The sequence below is a fragment of the Microbacterium sp. UCD-TDU genome (assembly GCF_000340625.1).
In the GTDB taxonomy this organism is placed as follows: Bacteria; Actinomycetota; Actinomycetes; order Actinomycetales; family Microbacteriaceae; genus Microbacterium; species Microbacterium maritypicum.
In genome coordinates, this window is record NZ_AOSO01000005.1 from 54,873 (window position 1) to 72,121 (window position 17,249).

Genomic DNA, 17,249 nt, shown 5'->3' on the forward strand with positions numbered 1-17,249 from the left:
GCTGCCGGGGGTCGGGAGTCGGAGGTAGCCTCGACGCATGTCGGCCTTCGGAACGCTCTCGACTCCCGTCGGTGTCATCGGCGTGGTGAGCGACGGTGCGGCGATCACCCGCGTCATGTGGCGCTCGACCCCGCCCGAGGGCGGAGTCGTCCCGCCGGACACCGCCGCCGATCCCCTGCTCGTCGAAGCGCTGGCTCAGCTCACCGCCTACTTCGACGGCACGCTGCGTCGCTTCGACGTTCCCATCGACCTCGGCGTACAGACCGCGGCGACGAGGGCGGTGCTCACGGCCCTCCACGAGACCGTCGGGCAGGGGGAGACGATCACCTACGGCGGGCTCGCGGCGCGCAGCGGCGCGGCGGTGCCGGCCAGGGGCATCGGATCGATCATGGGCGCGAATCCCGTTCCTCTGATCGTGCCCTGCCATCGGGTCGTCGCGGGCGATGGACTCGGCGGCTACTCCGGCGGTGACGAGGGGCGGGGCCTCGAGACCAAGCGCTGGCTGCTGGAGCATGAGGGGGCTCTGCCGACTTCTCTGTTCTGAGCCGACGCCGGGCATCCGTCATCGCGTCATCTCGGAAGCGAACACCCTGCGAGAATGGACGGGCCGAGTCCCGAGCCGAGGAGCCAACGTGCAGTTCATCTCCACCCGCGGCGGCATGCAGCCGCAGTCGTTCAGCGAGACGCTGCTGGAGGGCCTTGCGCCCGACGGCGGCCTGGCTGTGCCCGAGGTCATGCCGACCGTCGACGGCGAGACGCTCGAGCGCTGGCGTGCGCTGACCTACCCGCAGCTCGCCACCGAGGTGCTCGGCCTGTTCGCGACCGACATCCCGCGCGCGGACCTGGCGCGGATGACCGATGCGGCCTACGCCGACTTCCCCGACGGCGTGGTGCCGCTGCGGGCGATCGATGACGACCTGACTCTGGTCGGTCTGTCCGAAGGCCCCACCCTGGCGTTCAAGGACATGGCCATGCAGTTCCTCGGCCAGGTGCTCGAATACACGCTGGAGCGCAACGACTCCGTGCTCAACATCCTCGGCGCCACCTCGGGAGACACCGGCTCGGCGGCCGAGCACGCCCTGCGCGGCAAGGAGCGCGTCGCCGTGTTCATGCTGTCGCCGCAGGGGCGCATGAGCGCATTCCAGCGGGCGCAGATGTTCTCGCTCGACGACGCGAACGTGCACAACATCGCGGTCGAGGGGGTCTTCGACGACTGCCAGAACCTGGTCAAGAAGCTCGCGGGAGATCTCGACTTCAAGCGGGCGCAGCACCTCGGCGCGGTGAACTCCATCAACCTGGCGCGCATCACGGCGCAGACCGTCTACTACTTCTGGGCCTGGCTGCGCGCAACCGACGCCGGCGGCTGGACCGAGCTGTCGTTCACCGTGCCCTCCGGGAACTTCGGCAACATCCTCTCCGGATTCTTCGCCAAGCAGATGGGGCTGCCGATCCGTCGCCTCGTGCTCGCCGCGAACGAGAACAACGTGCTGGACGAGTTCTTCCGCACCGGCGTCTACCGCCCGCGCAGCGCCGCCCAGACGCTCGCGACCTCCAGCCCGTCGATGGACATCTCCAAGGCATCGAACCTCGAGCGCTTCATCTTCGAGCTGGTCGAGCGCGATCCTGCCCGCGTCGTCGGCGCGTGGGACGATCTCGAAGCGCAGGGGTATTTCGACTTCTCTGCCGAGCAGGAGCGCTTCCTCGAGGAGTTCGGCATCGTCAGCGGCACGTCGACCCACGAGGACCGACTGGCGACCATCCGCTCGGTGTACGAGACGACCGGTGAGGTCATCGACCCGCACACGGCCGACGGCGTCAAGGTCGCGCGCGAGTACGTCGAGCCGGGCGTACCGATGCTGGTGCTCGAGACCGCCAAGCCGGAGAAGTTCGCCGAGACCATCCACGAGGCCATCGGCGTCGAGCTCGGCTATGCGCCGGAGCTGCAGGAGATGCTCGATGCCCCGCAGCACGTGACCGAGATGGCCGACGACGAGCACGCGCTCCGCGCCTTCATCCAGACGAACGCGCTGCACTGATTCTGCGGTCGCCAGACCCACGCTTCGAATCGAGACCCACTCCCGCCGGCGTCGGCGCGAGTGGGTCTCGTCGTAGAACGTGGGTCTCAACGTCGACCGTGGGATTCGATGTAGGCGGCCAGCGGAGGAGGGAGAGGGTGAAGGGTGTGCGATCTGCACATCTACGGGGGATTCTCGTGCGATATGCACATGTCGGCTGCGCGGGAAGCGTCGCTACTGTGGCGCACAACCCGTTCCCTCCTCCCGAAGGATCCTCATGGCACGTACGGCGCACGCAGACGACTTCGCGCTCTCGCGAGTGACTCCCGAGGCCCGAAAGCCCTGGTTCGGAATCGCCGTGCAGCGATTCGGGCAGGTCTCGGCCCTCTCGCAGTTCCTCCTCGGCGCGACCCTCGGCTACAGCATGACTTTCGGCGAGGCCGTCCTCGCCTTCCTCTTCGGTTCGCTCATCCTCGAGGTGATCATGTGCGTGGTCGGCTTCATCGGGCAGCGGGAGGGGCTCAACACCGCCCTTCTGGCCCGCTGGACCGGCTTCGGCGAGATCGGAGCCTCGCTGGTCGGGCTCGCGATCGGCATCAGCCTGATCGGCTGGTTCGGAATCCAGTCGGCGATCTCCGCGCAGTCGCTGGACGCCCTCATGCCCGGTGCGCTGCCCGTGTGGGCCTGGAGTCTCATCTTCGGCCTCGCGGTCACGGCGATCGTGGCCTTCGGATTCGTCGGGATGCAGTGGCTCGCGAACATCACCGTGCCGCTGTTCCTGATCCTGGTCGGTTGGTCGGTCATCACCGAGCTGAGCCGGCACGACATCGGTGAGCTGCTCACGGGGCCCGCGCCCGGTCCGACCATGAGCGTGTGGGCTGGAACCGGCATCGTCGCCGGCGGCCTCATCGTCGGTGCGATCATCACGGGTGACATGACCCGCTTCAACCGCTCGCGCGCCGACGTCGTCAAGCAGACCGTGCTCGGTGTCTCGCTCGGCGAATTCGTGATCGGACTCGCCGGCGTACTGTTGGCCCACGCTGCCGCTACCGGAGACATCGTCGCGATCGTCACGTCGTCGGTCGGCTTCATCGGCTTGTTCATCGTGCTCACGGGCACGCTGAAGATCAACGACTGGAATCTGTACTCCTCGACCTTGGGCCTGGTGAACTTCATCTCCACCGCATTCGGCAAGAACCTGCACCGCGTCACCACGACGATCGTGCTGGGCGTCGTCGGATCCGTCCTCGCCGCGGTCGGCATCCTCGGACAGTTCACCGAGTTCCTGATCGTGCTGAGCGTCGCGTTCCCGCCGATCGCCGGCATCATGGTCGCCGAGTACTACGTGGTACGCCGCTGGCGTCCTGATCTGGACGCCACCCGCGAGGTCGGCACTCTCCCGGCGACCGCGCCGCGCATCGTCCCCGCGACGATCGTCGTCTGGCTGGTCTCCGCGCTGGTCGGCTACTTCGTCACCTGGGGCATCCCTTCGCTGCTCAGCCTCTTCCTGTCGATGGTGCTGTACATCGTGGCAGGAAAGCTCGGTTGGGTCCGCGGCGTCGGAGTGGCGACAACGCGGCAGGCGACCCCGGTCGAAGAAGCAGCGACGGCCTGAGCCGCCCGCGATACACATCCCTCCCAGGAAAGCGAGAATCATGCACATCGGTATCGACGTCGGCGGCACCAACACCGACGCAGTCCTCATGGACGGCACCCGCACTCTGGCGGGGGTGAAGCACTCGACCACCCCCGACGTCACCAGCGGCATCATCCAGGCGATCGAGGATCTGCGCACCGGTCACTCCTTCGAAGGCGCAGACATCGATGCCGTCATGATCGGCACGACGCACTTCATCAACGCGCTCGTGCAGGCGAGCCGACTCGCACCCGTCGCCGCCCTGCGGCTCGGCCTGCCCGCAACGCGGGCTCTGCCTCCGCTGATCGACTGGCCTGAGGTGCTCGTCGAGGCCACGCAGGCCCGCAGCTACCTCGCGCATGGCGGCTATGAGTTCGACGGCCGACCGATCTCTCCCCTCGACCCCGAGGAGATCCGGGCGCACGCCGAGGACATGAAGGTGCATGGCATCCGCTCGGTCGCCATCTCCTCGGTCTTCAGCCCGGTCAACCACGACCTCGAGGTGCGGGCGGCGGAGATCGTCGCCGAGGTGCTGGGGGCGGATGTCGCCATCTCGCTGTCCCACGAGATCGGACGCATCGGGCTCCTCGAGCGCGAGAACGCGACGATCATCAACGCCGCGCTGCGCGAACTCGCGTCCGAGATCGTCGACGGGCTCACCTCGGCCGTGCGCGCCCAGGGCATCGAGGCGCCGATCTTCCTCAGCCAGAACGACGGCACGCTCATGGACGAGGAGTACGTACGCCGTTATCCGGTTGCGACCTTCGCCTCGGGGCCGACGAACTCGATGCGCGGGGCCGCCGCCACGAGCGGCCTCGACGATTGCGCCGTGATCGACGTTGGCGGCACCACGGCCGACATCGGCCTGCTGATCAACGGCTTCCCGCGTGAGACGGCGAACGAGGTGAAGGTCGCGGGCATCCGCACGAACTTCCGGATGCCTGATGTGCTCTCGCTCGGCATCGGCGGCGGCAGCATCGTCGATGAGGAGACGGCCGAGGTCGGGCCGGCATCCGTCGGCTACAAGCTGAACACGGAGGCTCTGGTCTTCGGCGGATCGACCCTGACCGCCACCGACATCGCGGTTGCGGCAGGACGCGCACAGGTGGGAGATGCGAGCAAGGTCGCACACCTCGACCCGGTGTTCGTGGAGCGTGTGCTCGCCCGCATCGCTGAGCGCGTATCCGAAGCCGTCGACCGCATGCGGACCTCGCCCGAACCCATCGCAGTGGTCGCGGTCGGCGGCGGCTCCATCCTGCTCCCGGACGAGCTGCCGTTGTTCGGGACCGTGCACCGCCCTGAGAACTATGCGGTCGCGAATGCCATCGGTGCATCGATCGCGCAGGTCGGCGGAGAGATCGACAAGGTCTACGCGATCGAACCCGGCCGTCGCGAGGAGACGATCGCCGAAGTGCGGGCAGAAGCCGTCGACAAGGCGATCGCGGCGGGCGCCAAGCCCTCGACCGTGTCGATCATCGACTTCGACGAGGTGCCGATCCCCTACCTTCCCGGCAACGCGACGCGCATCCGCGTGAAGGCCGTCGGCGACCTCGACATGGGAGCGTGACATGAGCTGGACCATCACTCCCGCCCACATCGACGGGCTCGCGCGCGGCGCAGCCGTCCTCGGCACCGGTGGGGGAGGAGACCCCTACATCGGTGCGCTCCTGGCCCGTCGGGCACTCGTCTCCGGCGACGTCACGGTCGTCGGCCTCGATGAGGTGCCCGATGATGCACTCGTGCTGTTCGTCGCGATGATGGGTGCACCGACCGTCATGGTCGAGAAGCTGCCGAGCCTCGCGGAGGTGGTCGAACCGGTCAAGGCCCTCGGCATCCACCTCGGGCGCCCCGTCACCCACATCGCGTGCGCAGAGGTGGGCGGTGTGAATTCGACCATACCGATCGCCGCCGCCGCAGCGCTGGGGCTGCCCCTGATCGATGCCGACGGCATGGGGCGCGCGTTCCCCGAGCTGCAGATGGTGCTCCCGACCCTGTACGGCGTGACCGCATCGCCCCTCGCGTTCAGCGACGAGAAGGGGAACACCGGAGTGCTGCAGACGGTCGACAACTCATGGACCGAGCGCATCGCCCGCGTCGCCTGCGTCGAGATGGGCTGTTCGGTCATGATCTCCGGATTCTCGATGTCGGGCGCCGCGGCGCGCGAGTCGATGGTCTCGGGGTCGCTCTCCCGCTGTATCGAGATCGGCCAGCGCATCGCTGCGGCCCGGGATGCGAAGACGGACCCGGTCGCGGGGGTGGTCGACCTCCTCGGCGGGCGCGAGCTGTTCGACGGAAAGGTCGTCGACGTGCACCGTGCCACCACGACCGGCTTCGCTCGCGGACGTGCGCGTATCGACGGCGACGACGGTGCGACGCTGACTCTGCAGTTCCAGAACGAGCATCTGGTGGCGGAGGCCGACGGGGAGGTCCTCGCGACCACTCCCGACCTGATCATGGTGCTCGACGGCGAGTCCGGCGAGCCGATCACGACCGAGGCCCTGCGCTACGGGCAGCGGGTGCGGGTGATCGCAGCCCCGGCCGACGAGCGCTGGCACTCGGAGGCGGCGCTGGCGATGGTCGGCCCCGGCTACTTCGGATACGACATGGCGGCGCATCGCTTCGACGGCAGCGTCTCCGCGGGGACCATCCGGACGGGAGCCGCGGTATGAGCTGGCAGCTCACGGCCGCCGACCTCCCCGACCTCGCTCGCGGTGCGACGCTGCTCGGCACGGGCGGCGGAGGCGATCCCTACATCGGCAAGATGCTGGTCGAGCGTGTGCTGGGGAAGGGGAGCATCACGATCCTCGACCCGGACGAGCTCCCCGACGACCTGTTCGTGATCCCGACGGCGCAGATGGGCGCGCCCACCGTGATGGTCGAGAAGATCCCCGCCGGCACGGAGCCCACCCTGGCTCTGCGCACACTCGAGGAGCATCTCGGGCGGACGGCGGATGCGACGATGCCGATCGAGTGCGGCGGGATCAACTCGATGATCCCGCTCATCGTCGCGGCTGAGACCGGGCTGCCGGTGGTGGATGCCGACGGCATGGGGCGCGCCTTCCCCGAACTGTCGATGGAGACCTTCGCCGTGTACGGCGTTCATGGCTCGCCTCTCGCACTCGCCGGAGAACGGGGCGAGAAGGTCGTGATCGACACCGGCGACGACGACCGCCAGATGGAGTGGCTTGCCCGGGCTGTCACCATCCGCCTCGGGGGCGTCGGACACATCGCCGAGTACGCGATGACCGGAGCCGACGTGCGGCGCACGGCCGTGCCCCGCACGATCTCGATGGCACTCGCGCTCGGCCGCGCCATCCGTGTCGCCCGCGAGGAGCACCGCTCGCCGTTCGAGGCGATCGCCTCGACGCTGTCCACCACGCTCTACCCGCACCTGCGCGAGCTCTGCGTCGGCAAAGTCATCGATGTCGAGCGGCGTACGACCGAGGGGTTCGCGAAGGGGCGCGCTGTGATCGCACCGCTCGGGGCCGACGACGGCGATACGTTCGAGATCTCCTTCCAGAACGAGAACCTGACTGCTCGCCGGGGAGACACCCTCGTGGCGATCGTTCCGGACCTGATCTGCGTCGTCGACCACGAGACGGCCGAGCCGATCACGACAGAGGGGCTCCGTTACGGACAGCGCGTGCGGGTGCTCGGCATCTCCACCCCCGAGATGATGCGCACGCCCGCCGCGCTCGCCGCCTTCGGCCCCTCTGCCTTCGGTCTCGCGGCGGAGTTCGTCCCGATCGAGACGCTGGCCGTGGGTGAGGACGAATCTCCCTAGGCTGGAGGCATGAAGCTGCAGCGCGACGACCTCACCGCGCTCGCCCGCGGCTACGCGCTGCTCGGGTCAGGTGGCGGCGGCTCGACCACCATGCTCGAGCTGATGCTCGCCGGAGACGGGGAGTGGCCGATCGAGGTCTCGCCGATCTCGGCCCTGGATCCGGCCACACCCTGTCTCGGTGTCGCGTTCGTCGGCTCCACGATGCTGCTGGGCGAGCGGCTTCCGGGGGTGCACCCCTTCGCCAGGCTCCTCAGCGCGGTGGAACGATGGATCGGACATCCGGTCTCCGCCGTGTGCTCGCTCGAGGGCGGCGGGATGAACGGCCTCGCACCGCTGAGCCTGGCCGGATCTCACGTGGTCGTCGACGCGGACTGCACGGGACGCGCGGTGCCCGGACTCGACCAGATGTCGCTCTTCGTCGACCGGGTTCCGGGGCTCGTGTTCGCGTGTGACACAGGTGCCGATGGTGTTGCGCTCGTCGAGGCGCGTCGTGCCATCGACGCCGAGCGCGTCGTACGCTCGGCGATCATCCAGGCGGGTGGGGTCGGCTGCGCCGTGCTCGGCGGGTTCACGGTCGGCGATCTGAGAGAACACGCGATCGGCGGCCATCTCGCCCATGCCCTCGAGCTCGGCAGGGCGTATCTCGGCGCCATGATCGCGCCTCTTCCCCTGCTCGCCGATGCGCTGGGGGCGCAGCTGCTCGCTGAGGGCCGCATCGTCTCGATCTCGTCGTCGACGCAGGACCCGCACGTGAACGCGGTCGAGATCAGCGGGCTCGCGGGTGCCGTGCACCGGATCGTGACACGCTCGGAGACACTCGCCGTGCTCACAGACGGACGGCTGGTGGCATCCGCCCCGACGATCATCGTGGTCATCGATGCGGTCTCTCGGGAGATCCTCGAGGTCACCGAACTACGCCTCGCTCGCAACGTCGCGGTCCTCGCCGTCCCCGCGCCGCAGTGGTGGAACGACCGGCCTGAGCGACGTGCGAAAGTACTGCCGTCCGCCTACGGGCTCGACGATCTGGATGCCGCGTGAACGAGTGGCTGCAGCTGGGGGCGCTGCTTGCCCACGCCGAGAACGGCGGCCTTCGACGGGTGGCCGGGCCGGCGGATGCGGCGTGGGAAGCGGTGGCGGTGGGATCGGGTGAGGCCGAGGTCGCCGAGAGCGGCGCCGACCGGCTCGCGATCCTCACGGCGGGGCCTCCGACCTCGACCTGGCAGCAGGACGCGTTGCTGCGCCGATTGCGTGACCGTGGATACACAGGACTGGCTCTCGCCGGTGCCGACTCCTTCGATGCGGGGGCGTTCCGCCTGGCGGACCGGATCGGCCTCTGCCTGCTCGATGTCGAGCGGCCCATTCAACTCGCGAAGGCCTGCTGGATGCTGATCGAGGCTCGTGACGCGCTCACGCTGAGCCAGGTGCGCAAGGTCGCCCAGTCGTTCGAGTACGCCGCCGATGACCTGGCCGACCTGCTCGGTCACATCGCGGCGAACCTCGGCGTCGGCGCCGCACTGATCGATTCGTCGGGGGTGCTGCAGGAAGCGGGCGCCCATCTCGACGAGCGGCTTCATGCCGCGATCGGGTTCGACTCGTGGCTCGACCGGACGAGCATCGGCGACGCCGCGGCCGCATCGGTTCGTGTGGACAGCCCGGGGCGCAGCGGTCTGCGGCTCGTGCTCTTCGGCCGGGGCCTCGGCGAGGCACAGGTGCAATCGCTCTCGGTCGCGGCCGAAGTCGCGATGCCTGCAGTCGCAGCGCGCATCCTGATCGACGAGGTGGCGGCGGTGAACGACGTCGCGGTGTCTTCCGGACTCCTGCGCGACTTCGTCGATCTGCATGGCACGGCTGACGCCGATGTCGAACGGCGCATGATCGAACGCGGCTGGCGCACCGCGGGTCATCACCTCGGCTTCCGGATGGTCGCGAGGGGACGGCTCGATTCCTTCTCTCTGCTGCGCACGGTCAGCGCGGGACTCAGCGCGATCGACGGTGAAGCGCACGCGACGACGGCCGGTCGAGGACTGAGCGGGTGGCTGACCTTTCCCGAGTCGCCGGACCCGGACCGTGTGGAGAGGGCTGTCGCCGCCCTGCGTGAACTCCACCTGGGCGCGCTGCGCGACTTCGCGGTCGCGACCGGCGTCGGTTCCCTCCACGGCGGATCGGAAGGCCTCGCCACGACCCTGGACGAAGCGGGGGATGCCGCGCGCATCGCGGCCTCACGCTCCGCGACGGGATGGTTCGTTCGCGTCGACAGCCTCGGGCTGGAACAGCTCCTGCTCGCGTGGACGGGGAACGACACGTTCGTCCCCGCTGCGGAGTCCTTGCTCACGCCGCTGCGGGAAGGAGGAGGCGAGCTGCTCATCACGCTCTCCGCGTATCTCGACCATGAGTCGGGCATCGCCGCGACCGCGACCGCGTTGGGTCTGCACCGCAACACCGTGATGGTGCGGATCCGGCGCGTTCAGGAGCTTCTCGGGATCGACATGACCGATCCGGAGGCGCGGCTCGCCTTGCATCTTGCGTGTCGCGCGGTACAGCCTCGCTGAGCCGGACGAACCTCACTCGAGGTGGGGGGACGTCAGGCCGGGAGGGCTTTGACCGCGGCGCTGAGCACCTGCGGGACCGTCGGCACACCGGTCGCGCGGAACACCTCCGCACCGGCATCATCGCGGATGATCACGGTGGGCGTGAACGCGATGTCGAGCTTCTCTGCCGCATCCGGGTTCCGTGCCACGTCGATCTCGATGACCGTCGCTTCGGGGAGGAACCGCGCGGCCTCGGCCAGCACGGTCCGCGTGCGGGCGCAGGCGCCGCAGAACGACGACGACACCAGGGTCAGTTCCATGCACACCTCCTCGGACGCGGCTCGCACCACGCAGAGATGCAACCATCATCCTGCTCGCCCTGTTCCCCAGGGGGCAGAGCCGAGCGGGGGGATCGCTACTCTGCAGCGAGCCACTCCGCGAAGCTCTGACGTCCGAGCTCGGCGTCGGGGCCGGGGAGTGCCAGCCCTGCCCTCATGCCGGCCATCTGCGGCCCCGGCACGTTGATCGCCGGCACCCACCCGCGATACCCCTCGCGGCGGGCGTACGCGCGGATCATGTCCGCCAGCTCCTCCTCGCGAGGTCCGGCGAGGTCCCGCACACGGCCCTGCGGCTGCGCTGCAGCGAGGGCCGCGAGGCGTGCACCCACTTCGCGGGCGGCCACGGGCTGCGTCCTCGCTTTCGGGGCGAGGTGGAGCGGGCCCATCTTCGCCCGCGTGAACATCTGCGCCGCGAACTCGTGGAACTGCGTCGCTCGCAGGATCGTCCACGGAACGCGCGACGCCTCGACGACCTTCTCCTGAGCGATCTTGCCGGCGTAGTAGTCGTAGGGGATGCGGTCGATCCCCACGATCGACAGCAGGACGAGGTGCCCGGCCCCCGCGTCTGCGGCCGCCGCGGCCAGGTTTCCTGTCGCCGCGGTGAAGAACTCGATCGCTGCGCCGGCCTTGAGCGTCTCGATGCTCGCGACGTCGATCACGGCGTCTGTGCCGGCCAGGGCATAGTCCAGGCCCTCGCCGGTCACCAGGTCGACTCCCCGCGACCGGCTCAGGACGACGGCGTCGTGCCCTGCGGCCCGCACCGCCTCGACGGTGTGCCGACCCACGGTCCCCGTTCCCCCCGCGATAGCGATCCGCATGAGTGTTCTCCTTCGTCTCGGTACATCCTTCTCCTGTTTCGACGTCGACGCGACCGCTACGTGAGAGGCCGGCTCGCGCCGTGACCGTGACCTCGCCGCTGAGTACGATGGCGAGTGTGACCACACCGACCGTGCGCCCGGGTATCGCCGAGCGGCTTTCGCAGATGATCCGGATCCCGACGGTCTCGGCCGAGCTCGACGAGCGCGGCTCGGCTCCGTTCGAGGAGTTCGTCGCGCTCATCGCGGAGCTCTACCCGCTGACGCACGAGAAGCTGGCGCTCGAACGGCACACCGACTTCGGGCTGCTGTTCCACTGGCAGGGGACCGGTGCGGCCTCCGACCGCCCGGTGGTGCTGATGGCGCACTACGACGTCGTCCCGGTGGACGGGAGCGACGCGTGGACGCACCCGCCCTTTGCGGGAGTGATCGCCGACGGCTCGGTCTATGGGCGAGGGGCCCTCGACGACAAGGGCCCGCTGATCGTGGTGCTCGAGGCGGTCGAGAATCTGCTCGCCGACGGGTTCGTGCCTCCTCGGGACGTGTACCTCTCCTTCGGCGGCAACGAGGAGACCTATGGGCGCGCGGCCGAGGAGATCGCGCGCGTGCTGCGCGAGCGTGGCATCGTCCCCTGGCTCGTGCTCGACGAGGGGGGTGCCGTCGTCGACGCGCCCCTGCCGTTCGTCCCCGGTCGCGCAGCGATGATCGGTGTCGGCGAGAAGGGCGTGATGACGCTCCGGCTGACCGCGCGGGGTGACGGCGGACACGCTTCAGCGCCGCCACCGCTCACCGCGGTCCGGCGCATCGCCAGGGCGGTGGACCGGCTCGGACCCACCACCTTCCACCCTCGCGCCTCGAAGGCCATCCTGCGGATGCTGTCGCAGCTGGCCGCGCAGACTCCGGGCCCGGCCCGTCACCTGCTACGGCTGCTCGGCTCGGCGCCGCTGCTGACGGCGCAGGTCTTCGCCGCGCTCGGTGGCGAGCCGGCCGCCCTTGTTCGCACCACCGTCGCCCCGACCATGCAGTCCGGTGGCACGGCGGCGAACGTGTTACCGTCGCAAGCCTCTGCCACCGTCAATCTGCGCATCGCGCTCGGAGAGACGACGCAGCAGACCGTCTTCCGGGTGCGCAGGCGCATCCGCGATCCGCTGGTCGAGGTCGAGGTCATCGAGGCGAGCGAGCCCTCGCCGGAGTCGCCGACCGACAACGCCCCGTTCGCCCTGCTGGCCGAGGCCCTCGACGCGGCGTTCCCCGGCGTCCCCGCCGTGCCGTACGTGATGATGGCGGCCACCGATTCGCGGCATTTCCATCGCTTCTCGCCAGCCGTCTACCGCTTCGCGCCGCTGGACATGTCGAACGCGCAACGCGCGTCGATCCATGGCGTCGACGAGAGCGTGGAGATCGCCTCTCTCGAGCGCGGAGAGCGATTCCATCGGGCGCTGCTCGAACGGCTAAGGTGATCTCACCCTTCTCTCGGATCGTGCCGGGGGACCCGATGCAGAAGCAGGAGACGCGATGACGCGCACCCGCACCTTGGGCACTCTCGCCGTCGTGGTCGGCTTCCTCGCCTTCGTCGAGTTCACCAGTGGCGTGCTGCAGGGGTACTACACCCCGATGCTCACCGACATCGCCCGTCATCTGGGCATCCACGATGCCGACGTGAACTGGCTCGAGGGTGCGCAGCTCATGCTGTCGGCGCTCGTCGTGCCGGCTTTCGCAAAGCTCGGTGACATGGTCGGGCACAAGCGGATGCTGCTGATCTCGACCGCGGTCACCGCGGCCGCGGCCCTGGTCCTGCCCTTCACCGATTCGTTCCCGGTCTTCCTCGCGGCGTGGGCGCTGATGGGCTTCTACGTCGTCTGGCTCCCTCTCGAGATCGCCCTGATCTGGTCGAGGTCGCGCCGGATGGAGGGGCGCTCCTCGATCACTGCCAAGGCGGCGGGCCTTCTCGTCGCCGCGCTCGAAGGCGGTGCGATCATCGGTGCGCTCGTCGGCGGAGCGCTCATCGATGTGCTGCCCCTTACCATCGTGCTGTTGATCCCGGCCGTGCTGATCGTGGTGTGCTTCTTCGTGATCCTGTTCGGGGTCAAGGAGTCTCCCGATCCCACGGGCGGCATCTTCGACACGATCGGTCTCGTGCTCATCTCCCTCGCCCTCCTGTGCTTCACCGGCGGTCTCAGCCTGCTCCGCCTCGATGGCGGCCTGACCAATCCCTGGTCCTGGGCAGTCGTGATCCTCGGTGTCCTGCTCGTGATCCCGTTCGTGCTGTGGGAGCTGCGCTGCGCCGACCCGCTCATCGACGTGCGCATGTTCCGCTCGCCTGCGCTCGGCCCGGTCTTCCTCACAGCAGGCCTCTTCGGGGTCAGTGTGCTGGGCGCGCAGGCTCCGCTGTCGACGTTCGCCCGCACCGATCCGACGGTCTACGGATACGGTCTGGGCACGAGCGGGTTCGCGACCTCGCTGATCATCGGCGTCTACCTGATCGCCATGATCACGGGCGCTCTCCTGTTCTCGACGGTCGCGCGGTGGGCGACGCCTCGTCTGACCCTGATGGGTGCCTCGGTGCTGGTGGGCATCGGGTTCCTGTTGTTCCTGCCGTTCCACGACACCTACGCACAGGTGATCACGAACATGGTCGTCGTGGGACTGGGATCCGGCGCGCTGGTCGCAGCGCTCCCTGCTGCTGCGGCATCCGCGGCTCCGGCAACGCAGACGGGGGTGGCGACGGGGCTGACCAACTCGGTCAAGACCGTGGGCGGTGCGATCGCCTCGTGCGTGTTCGGCATCGCGCTGTTGCACGGAGTCGCGAGCACCGCGGGGGCGACCGAGGGGACCGCCGGTTCGCTCGCCGGCTACTTCACGGTGTGGATCGTCTGCGGAGTGACTGCGCTCGTCGCCGCCGTGATCCTCGTCTTCGTCCCGAAGACCGCGTTCACCGATCGGACGGCGGAGGCAGAGGCCGCTCCGGCGCTCTGATCCTCAGGCCCGCAGGTCGAGGGCGTGCACGATCTGCGGCCATGCGAGTGCACCGAGTTCCGCGTCTGCGGCGGGAGAGCCTCCCCGCGCCATCGTGACTCCTCCGGTCACGACCGATTCGCCGGGGAGCAGCAGCCGGTGCCCCGCGCCCGGGTGAGTGATCATCGTCGTCTCCAGACCCCTCGCCGTGCGGCGCTCGACGAGCTCGCGGGCGAATCGGGTGCTGGGCCAGACCCGGTCGTCGCCGCCGGCGATGAGCACGACGACGCCGTCGATGTCCTCCGACCGGATCGCGGCGGCTGCGGCGGCTGAAGGATCGCTATCGACGCTCGACTCGTACAGGGCGCGATACTCGGGCGGGTCGGTCGACGGCACCCACGACGGGGCGAACGGAACGAACGGCATCGGGGTACCCCGATGGGTCCAGTGCGACGACCAGGCCCCCTCTGAGTTGCCCGCCCAGACCACGGAGGACGGGGCGACGGCGACCGTCGCATCGATCGGGTGCAGGGACGCGGTCACGAGCGCCGCCTCCGCTCCGAACGATGTCCCGAAGATCGCCACGCGGTCGGAGTCACGACGCAGCAGCTCCACCTGATCGATGAAGGTCTCGATCGGCACCTCGTGCGGGGCAGGGCGCTGGCCGCTGCCGCCGAACCAGCGGATGGCCCTCACGCGGGCGCCGTGCCGTGCCAGCATCTGCGCCCGTCCGGCCTCCACACGCCCGCTGGATCCGGTGAGGAGCAGCACGGCTGTGCCGCAAGGAACTTCCGGAAAGGCATCGTGGCGGTCGGCCGGGTCCACCCCGATGCCGTGTCGAGGCGTCGTCATCACTCGCGGTCGAGGCCGAACGTGCGTTTGACCAGCGCCTGCACGTCGCGGTCGAGACCATCGATGCGGGTGTTCACGGAATCGAAGCGGGTGTTCACGGAATCGAAGCGGGTGTTCACGGAATCGAAGCGGGCGTTCATCTCGGTGCGCAGCCCGTCGATCTGGCCGTTCATCTCCGTGCGAAGGCCGCCGATCTCGCTGCGGAGGATCCGGACGAACAAGGTCGACACCACGGTGAGCGTGCTGAACATCAGCACGGTGAACGACCCGATCATGGTCCAGATCTGTGCGTCGTTCATGAATCCCACTCCCTCATCGTCGCATCGATTCGGCAAGCCTGCCAGAGCGTGGGAGGCGAAGATATCGGTCGTCTGAAAGATGCGCACACCGTGCTTTTCTGCGCGCTTGTGGAGGATAGGTCGCCCCGGCGTCACGCCTTCTCGCGGGGCGGGTTATGCATGAACTCGACTCGGATGCCGTCGACGTCTTCGACGAACGAGGCGTAGTAGCGCTCCGAGTAGCGCGGGTACTCCTTGGGCTCGCGGATCGCTGTCCACCCGGCCTCGAGCGCGACGGCATGAAGGTGCTCGACCTGCTCGCGCGTCGGCACCGCGAAGGCGATGTGCTGCCAGCCGATACGACCATGACGGTGCGGGGTGGAGTCGTCATCCCAGGTGTAGAGGATGATCTCGGTCTCGTCGCCGTTGTGCCACGAGATGGAGTGGTCGTCCGCACCCCCGCTCTCATATCCGAGAGCGGTGAGGACGGGGTGGAACTGCGCCCGGCCGCGCTCGAGGTCGCCGACGGTGATACCCAGGTGATCCAGAAGAGCCATACGCCGAGTCTTCCAGGTGCCGCCGACGTCGCACTAGTGCGTGCCGCGGCGGGCAGGCCGGTCAGGACCGCCGATATCTCGTGGAACGATGAAGGCATGACTCCTCGGGTTGTCGCTGTTCATTCGCACGCCTCGCACACCTTCAGCAAGCCGACTCGTGAGTCGATCACCCTCCTCGAGGGACTCGGCGTCGAAGGCGACGCGCACTGCGGCGCGACGGTGCAGCACCGTTCACGGGTAGCTGCAGACCCCTCGCAGCCGAATCTGCGACAGGTTCATCTGATCCCTGAAGAGCTGTTCGACGAACTGCGCACGAGCGGACACGATGTCGCACCCGGTCAGCTCGGCGAGAACATCACGACTCGGGGAGTCGACGTGCTGGCGCTTCCCGTCGGCGCTCGACTGCGCTTCGGCGATGCGGTGGTGACGATCACGGGCCTGCGCAACCCCTGCCAGCAGATCAACGGCTTTCAATCGGGCTTGCTCAAGCAACTGGTCAGGACCGATGACGAGGGCCGGGTCGTCCGACTCGCCGGGGTCATGGGCATCGTCTCCCGCGGTGGACCCGTGGTCGCCGGAGGCACGATCGAGGTCGAGCTCCCGCCGACGCCGCACTTCCCCCTCACGCGGGTCTGATCGCGGCCCAGAGGTGCGGCACGCCTCCACCCTGCCGGCGCGCCGCACGAACCGATTGACGAACACGCCCTAGTGCGGCGCGTGGTACTCGGCTTCGCCGCGCTTCCAGTAGCCCTTCACGACGGCGTTCGCGGTGTCGACACCCCAGCGCTCGAGCAGCGCCCGGCCGGGCTTGACGATCGACTGCTCGGCGGCGATGAAGACGAAGGGGTCGGGTCCGACCGCGTCTTCGGCGGTCAGCGTCTCGATGAGGGCGATGAGTGCGGAACCGGAGGGAGCCTCCCCGCGGTGCAGCCACTCGACGTCGACCGGTGCCTCAATGTCGATCTCGCGCCCCTGGTTCACGGTCTCCACCACGATGCGTGCCGGGGTGCCTACCGGGATAAGCGCGGCGAAGCGGCGGATGGCAGGGATGGCGGTCTCGTCGCCGACCAGCAGCCAGGAGCCGGGGTCGCCGGCCAGGACGGCCGATCCGCGCGGACCGCCGACGCCGATCGTGGATCCGAGCGGTGCCGTCGCAGCCCAGGGTGCCGCGACGCCCTGGTCGCCGTGCACGGCGAACTCGACATCGAGCCAGTCCTCGCCCCATGCGAGAGGGGTGTACTCGCGACTCGGGGATGCTCGCAGCTCTTCGACGGACCCGGTCGGGCCTGCGGGGAAGAACAGGCGCATGTGGTCGTCGGAGCCGGGGGAGTCGAAGCCCGCGAGGTCGGAACCGGTCAGCCGCACGCGCACGAAGTCCGGTGCCAGCCATTCGCGGGCACTCAGCGTGACGTTACGGAAGCGCAGCTCCAGGCCGCGACGCTCGATCGAGAAACCGGATTTCGTATCGCTCATAAAGTAAGGCTAACCTAA

Annotated in this window: 17 protein-coding genes; 11 read left to right on the forward strand and 6 right to left on the reverse strand. The window is 68.8% G+C overall.

Going from position 1 to position 17,249, the window contains the following annotated elements:
- Positions 1 to 37 precede the first annotated feature (37 nt).
- From D514_RS20225 to D514_RS20260, 8 genes are all read left to right on the forward strand, one after another.
- Positions 38 to 544 (forward strand): methylated-DNA--[protein]-cysteine S-methyltransferase, encoded by a 507-nt coding sequence (locus tag D514_RS20225; protein ID WP_017828080.1) that lies wholly within the window; start codon positions 38 to 40, stop codon positions 542 to 544.
- A gap of 88 nt (positions 545 to 632) precedes the next feature.
- Positions 633 to 2,036: a threonine synthase gene (thrC, locus tag D514_RS20230; RefSeq protein ID WP_017828081.1), complete on the forward strand. Its 1,404-nt coding sequence runs from the start codon at positions 633 to 635 to the stop codon at positions 2,034 to 2,036.
- 256 nt (positions 2,037 to 2,292) lie between these two features.
- The gene (locus D514_RS20235; RefSeq protein ID WP_017828082.1) at positions 2,293 to 3,630 is read left to right on the forward strand and encodes a cytosine permease; all 1,338 of its coding nucleotides are present in this window, start codon (positions 2,293 to 2,295) and stop codon (positions 3,628 to 3,630) included.
- Positions 3,631 to 3,670: 40 nt separating this feature from the next.
- Complete coding sequence (locus D514_RS20240) at positions 3,671 to 5,218, forward strand: hydantoinase/oxoprolinase N-terminal domain-containing protein (protein WP_017828083.1); 1,548 nt, start codon at positions 3,671 to 3,673, stop codon at positions 5,216 to 5,218.
- A 1-nt stretch (position 5,219) separates the two neighbouring features.
- Positions 5,220 to 6,320 (forward strand): DUF917 domain-containing protein, encoded by a 1,101-nt coding sequence (locus tag D514_RS20245; RefSeq protein WP_017828084.1) that lies wholly within the window; start codon positions 5,220 to 5,222, stop codon positions 6,318 to 6,320.
- Positions 6,317 to 7,435, forward strand: a complete 1,119-nt coding sequence (locus D514_RS20250; protein ID WP_017828085.1) for a DUF917 domain-containing protein — start codon at positions 6,317 to 6,319, stop codon at positions 7,433 to 7,435. Before D514_RS20245 ends, D514_RS20250 begins: the two co-directional genes overlap by 4 nt.
- A 9-nt stretch (positions 7,436 to 7,444) precedes the next feature.
- Entirely contained in the window at positions 7,445 to 8,473 is a 1,029-nt protein-coding gene (locus tag D514_RS20255; protein WP_017828086.1) for a DUF917 family protein, read from the forward strand.
- Complete coding sequence (locus D514_RS20260; protein ID WP_017828087.1) at positions 8,470 to 9,984, forward strand: CdaR family transcriptional regulator; 1,515 nt, start codon at positions 8,470 to 8,472, stop codon at positions 9,982 to 9,984. The genes D514_RS20255 and D514_RS20260 overlap by 4 nt, the downstream gene beginning before the upstream one ends.
- Before the next feature lie 32 nt (positions 9,985 to 10,016).
- Here D514_RS20260 and D514_RS20265 read toward each other — a convergent pair whose 3' ends face one another.
- A complete protein-coding gene (locus D514_RS20265; RefSeq protein ID WP_017828088.1) occupies positions 10,017 to 10,283 on the reverse strand; it encodes a thioredoxin family protein in 267 nt (88 codons plus the stop codon).
- Positions 10,284 to 10,378: 95 nt separating this feature from the next.
- Entirely contained in the window at positions 10,379 to 11,119 is a 741-nt protein-coding gene (locus tag D514_RS20270) for an SDR family oxidoreductase (protein WP_017828089.1), read from the reverse strand.
- Positions 11,120 to 11,226: 107 nt separating this feature from the next.
- Here D514_RS20270 and D514_RS20275 point away from each other — a divergent pair, with 107 nt between their 5' ends.
- Complete coding sequence (locus tag D514_RS20275; RefSeq protein WP_031205328.1) at positions 11,227 to 12,576, forward strand: M20/M25/M40 family metallo-hydrolase; 1,350 nt, start codon at positions 11,227 to 11,229, stop codon at positions 12,574 to 12,576.
- Positions 12,577 to 12,631: 55 nt separating this feature from the next.
- Positions 12,632 to 14,092, forward strand: a complete 1,461-nt coding sequence (locus D514_RS20280; RefSeq protein ID WP_017828091.1) for an MFS transporter — start codon at positions 12,632 to 12,634, stop codon at positions 14,090 to 14,092.
- Positions 14,093 to 14,095: 3 nt separating this feature from the next.
- Here the strand turns inward: D514_RS20280 and D514_RS20285 are convergent, their stop codons facing one another.
- The 3 genes from D514_RS20285 to D514_RS20295 all read right to left on the reverse strand — a co-directional run bounded on the left by D514_RS20285 (position 14,096) and on the right by D514_RS20295 (position 15,758).
- Entirely contained in the window at positions 14,096 to 14,923 is an 828-nt protein-coding gene (locus tag D514_RS20285; RefSeq protein ID WP_081603821.1) for an acyl-CoA thioester hydrolase/BAAT C-terminal domain-containing protein, read from the reverse strand.
- Positions 14,923 to 15,222: a hypothetical protein gene (locus D514_RS20290; protein WP_236610889.1), complete on the reverse strand. Its 300-nt coding sequence runs from the start codon at positions 15,220 to 15,222 to the stop codon at positions 14,923 to 14,925. The genes D514_RS20285 and D514_RS20290 overlap by 1 nt, the downstream gene beginning before the upstream one ends.
- A 131-nt stretch (positions 15,223 to 15,353) precedes the next feature.
- Complete coding sequence (locus D514_RS20295) at positions 15,354 to 15,758, reverse strand: VOC family protein (RefSeq protein ID WP_017828094.1); 405 nt, start codon at positions 15,756 to 15,758, stop codon at positions 15,354 to 15,356.
- A 96-nt stretch (positions 15,759 to 15,854) separates the two neighbouring features.
- On the opposite strand from D514_RS20295, the gene D514_RS20300 reads away from it, so the two are divergent.
- Positions 15,855 to 16,394, forward strand: a complete 540-nt coding sequence (locus D514_RS20300) for an MOSC domain-containing protein (RefSeq protein WP_017828095.1) — start codon at positions 15,855 to 15,857, stop codon at positions 16,392 to 16,394.
- A 69-nt stretch (positions 16,395 to 16,463) separates the two neighbouring features.
- Here the strand turns inward: D514_RS20300 and D514_RS20305 are convergent, their stop codons facing one another.
- Positions 16,464 to 17,231, reverse strand: a complete 768-nt coding sequence (locus tag D514_RS20305; protein WP_017828096.1) for a siderophore-interacting protein — start codon at positions 17,229 to 17,231, stop codon at positions 16,464 to 16,466.
- Positions 17,232 to 17,249: the final 18 nt, after the last annotated feature.